Origin of the sequence: Alistipes sp. 56_sp_Nov_56_25 (genome assembly GCF_001915285.1) — a bacterium.
Lineage (GTDB): Bacteria > Bacteroidota > Bacteroidia > Bacteroidales > Rikenellaceae > Alistipes > Alistipes shahii.
Genome location: NZ_MNQF01000059.1, coordinates 1 through 3,331 on the forward strand (window position 1 = coordinate 1; position 3,331 = coordinate 3,331).

General features: G+C 59.5%; 3 protein-coding genes and 2 pseudogenes. All 5 read right to left on the reverse strand.

The window, feature by feature from the left end; all coding sequences use genetic code 11:
• Positions 1-153 (reverse strand): annotated as a pseudogene (locus BHV64_RS09230) (conjugative transposon protein TraK); the annotation flags it as partial.
• Between the two features lie 14 nt (positions 154-167).
• Positions 168-1,244, reverse strand: a complete 1,077-nt coding sequence (gene traJ / locus BHV64_RS09235; RefSeq protein WP_118406986.1) for a conjugative transposon protein TraJ — start codon at positions 1,242-1,244, stop codon at positions 168-170.
• A gap of 6 nt (positions 1,245-1,250) precedes the next feature.
• Positions 1,251-1,855: pseudogene (locus BHV64_RS09240) on the reverse strand (DUF4141 domain-containing protein).
• A gap of 46 nt (positions 1,856-1,901) precedes the next feature.
• Positions 1,902-2,777, reverse strand: coding sequence for a hypothetical protein (locus tag BHV64_RS09245; RefSeq protein WP_288115788.1), 876 nt, complete (start codon positions 2,775-2,777; stop codon positions 1,902-1,904).
• A gap of 239 nt (positions 2,778-3,016) precedes the next feature.
• Positions 3,017-3,331, reverse strand: a 315-nt coding sequence (locus BHV64_RS09250) for a hypothetical protein (RefSeq protein WP_288115789.1), incomplete at its 5' end; no start/stop codon positions are given.

Genomic DNA, 3,331 nt, shown 5'->3' on the forward strand with positions numbered 1-3,331 from the left:
CACGTAGATCTTCTGCCGCTGCCGTTCGGCGAAAGAGTAGGACATCCAGACCGCCGCCACGGTAACGACGGCGCAGACTCCGGCGAAGACGAGCGCGTACATGCGCAGCTGCCGAAACGATGTTTCGATGTTCGTTAAACACTTGAATTCCATAATAACGGGTTATTTTATTTTCTGAAAATAAGCCGGGCGCCGTTCATGATGCCGCGTCCCACGGCCTTACCGCCCGATAATGCCGCCGAGCCGGCGCCTTTGGCCCCGGCCCATGCTTTGCCGGCCGTCCATCCGGCTCCGGCGCTTACGAGCGAGGTCATCTTCGAGACGGTTTTGTTATAAGCGGCGAATCCGTTCGCCTGCACGACCCACGAGGCGATCGAGGGGATGCAGAGGTATCCGCAGACGGCCACGAGCATGAAGATCAGGTTCAGGCTGTTCGACCAGTCCACATACCAGTTGTAGCCTTCGGCCATCAGGTCGGCGTCGTGGCGCATCGAAAGGGTTTGCAGACGTGCGATGATCGCCGAGAAAAGGTCCGAGATCGGCAGCCACAGGTAGATCGAGACATACTTCGTGAGCCATTGCGTCAGCGTGGACTGGAATCCGTCGAACACGGAGATGGCGAAGGCGATCGGCCCCAGCAGCGACAGCACGACCAGATAAAAAGTCCTCAGCACGTCGAGGATAACGCTCGCGGCCGCGAAGAGCAGTTCGAGTATCCACGCTAAGCCTTTGAAGATGAGCCCCTTCACCGACCATGAGGAGCGCTCCTCGTTCATGCGGTCGAGTGTCTGCTGTGTCTGGTCGTCCACGCCCAGCTCGCTGAGCTCGCGCTCCATCTCCTCGTCCTCGGCGTAGTAGCTGTCCGGAGGCATCTGCTCGCGGCCTTCGAGTTCGAGCCGCTCACGCCGCTCCTGCCATTGTTCCATGTCGAGCGTCTGCCCGGCCATAAGCGAATGCGTGGCCTTTACAAGCGGTGAGAGAATGCCGTTCAGGGAGCCCAGCACGAGCGTCGGAAAGAATAGGATGCAGATGCCGACGGCGAAGGGCCGCATAAGGGGAAAGAGGTCGATAGGTTCGGCCTGGGCCATCGACTGCCAGACGCGGTAGGCGATGTAGAGTAGCGCCCCGATTCCTGCGATGGCCATTGCGACCTGCGACATCGGATAACACAGCACCATCATATCGTCGTATAACACCCGGAGAATTGTGTGCAGATTCTCCGTAAGGGAAAGCATGTGTACCATCGTCGGCTACCAGTAACGTTGTTCGTCGGTTCCGTACAATGAGAGCACGCCCTCCATGTCCCGTTTCCGGGCGGCCCGCAGCAGGGATATGGAGATGTTCTTGCGCGTGTAGTAGCGTGCCAGATCGCGGTGGCGCCGCAGGACGCCGTAGACGCGCTGCACTACGTCGATACGGTCCTTGTCCGTCAGGGACATGTCCGTAGGGTTCACGATGTCCTGCAGCTCCTTCAATTCCCCGGCCGACTCCTCGATGATGCGGGCGTAGCCTGCGGCGATGGCCGCGAGCTCCGCGGGCGTGAAGTTCTCGTCGCCGACCATGCGGCGATACCCGTCTACATAGATGTCCGAGATTTCGCCCACGAGCAGGATGCACTGCTGCACCTTGCGGGCCGAGCGGACGAGGTTGCTGACGGATTTCAGGGCGTCGTAGTATCGCTTTCCTGAAAACTTTGCAGCATGGTGGAGCCGTTCTTGGCGGCTTCGACGATCTGCTTGGTGGAGTTGACGATGCCCTGCGCGAGGTTCGTGGGGTCCGAGACGACCCACTGGGCGTATGTGCTGCGGCCTGTGCAGACGAGGCACAGACACAGCAGAATGATTTTCTGTTTCATGCTCGAATTGATTGTGTTATTGAGGATATTCACCCGAAGACGGGCATCACCGCTTTATCCGCCGACCCGAAGCCGGCTGTTCGGTTTGCTCTTCCCTTGCAGAATTGATTTCTTTCTGCCGCACCCCGGAAATATGTTTCTCCGGCTTCGGGCCTTTCTGTCGCAGGGATTCGAACAGATCGTCCGCGTAGGGCTGCCGCCCGGTTATACGTACGAGCCGTGCATCCAACTCCCGGAAGGCTTTTTCAATCTGCCGGGACTGGTCTTCGCGGGGGATGCCCGACTCGATGCTGTATTTGTCGAGCAGCTGCCGGTTGGTGTAGGGGCTGTCGATCTTTTCCGGGAAGCGTGTGAACCATCCTAACGTCTGCAACTCGGCATCGAGTTTCTCGATGTAGGTTTGCCGCAGGGGAATTTCCGGATCGCTCTCCAATATCCTCTCGGCTTCCCGTACCATGCGGTTCTCCGCCTTCCAGATTCGCTCCCGGAGCTGGTACACCTGCTGCGGATCGTCCGGACATGCCGGGCCGTCCAGCCGCCCGCGCATCTTCTGCAACCGGCCCATGTCGGCGTCCCAGTCGTAGAGGCGTACGACGTAACAGGAGGGCATATAACGGCGCAGCTCGCGGAATGTCTCGGCGCGGAACTGCCGGTCTACGATATGCGCTGCTGCCTGCACCTCGTCCATCGGAGGCTGCTGGAGCTTGCTGTCGGGATGCTGCTCCAGATAAGCATCCAAGAGAAAGGTGTGCATGGCCAGCAGGCCGTGCAGGGAGTGGGCGGTGTCTGCCGGAACATCCGCGAGGCGGCGCCCGATCTTTTTCGCAAACGATGTCCTGCGCAGGGCATCCATCAGCTCCAGCATATCTTTTCCCGCCGCATCTTCGGGCGTCCTGAGAAAGCGGGATGTCGCTGTATTCATTGTCAGTCCGATTCCGGCAATGGTCAGATCCGATTTCCGGTGCCGTCGCACAAGATCTGTAACATTGCTTATATCCCGTTCCCGAAGCAGGTTCTCTGCATGACGGGCAATGAGGGTACTTCGATGCTCCCTTTCCCAGTCCGGCTTGTCGGATTTGAGGACGTATAATTGTAGGCGGAGTCCGCCGAAGGGCTGCCCCTGCTTGCTGGGGCAGCCCGGAAATACCGAATGACGCTCCATTATTCGGCCGGTTCGTTGAAGTCGCATGCTTCGGCACTGATTGCGTCGTCTTCCTGCCGCCGGATGCAGTCCTCCGGAACGAAACGTCCGTAACAGCCGATGGTGAGTGTCTCGGTGGAAGCATCGTAGATCACGCGGTTGCCGTCATCGGCCCCGAGCCAGAGGCGGTGACGGCGCAGTGAGATGATGCCGTCCTGTACGAGGCGTTTGTAGCAGAGCGCGTGGTCGAAAACGAGGATGCGCCACATGCCCTCGCCGATGCGGCGTATCGAGGCCGAGAGGTTGTTTTCCGCCGAGAGCCACGCTCCGCAGAT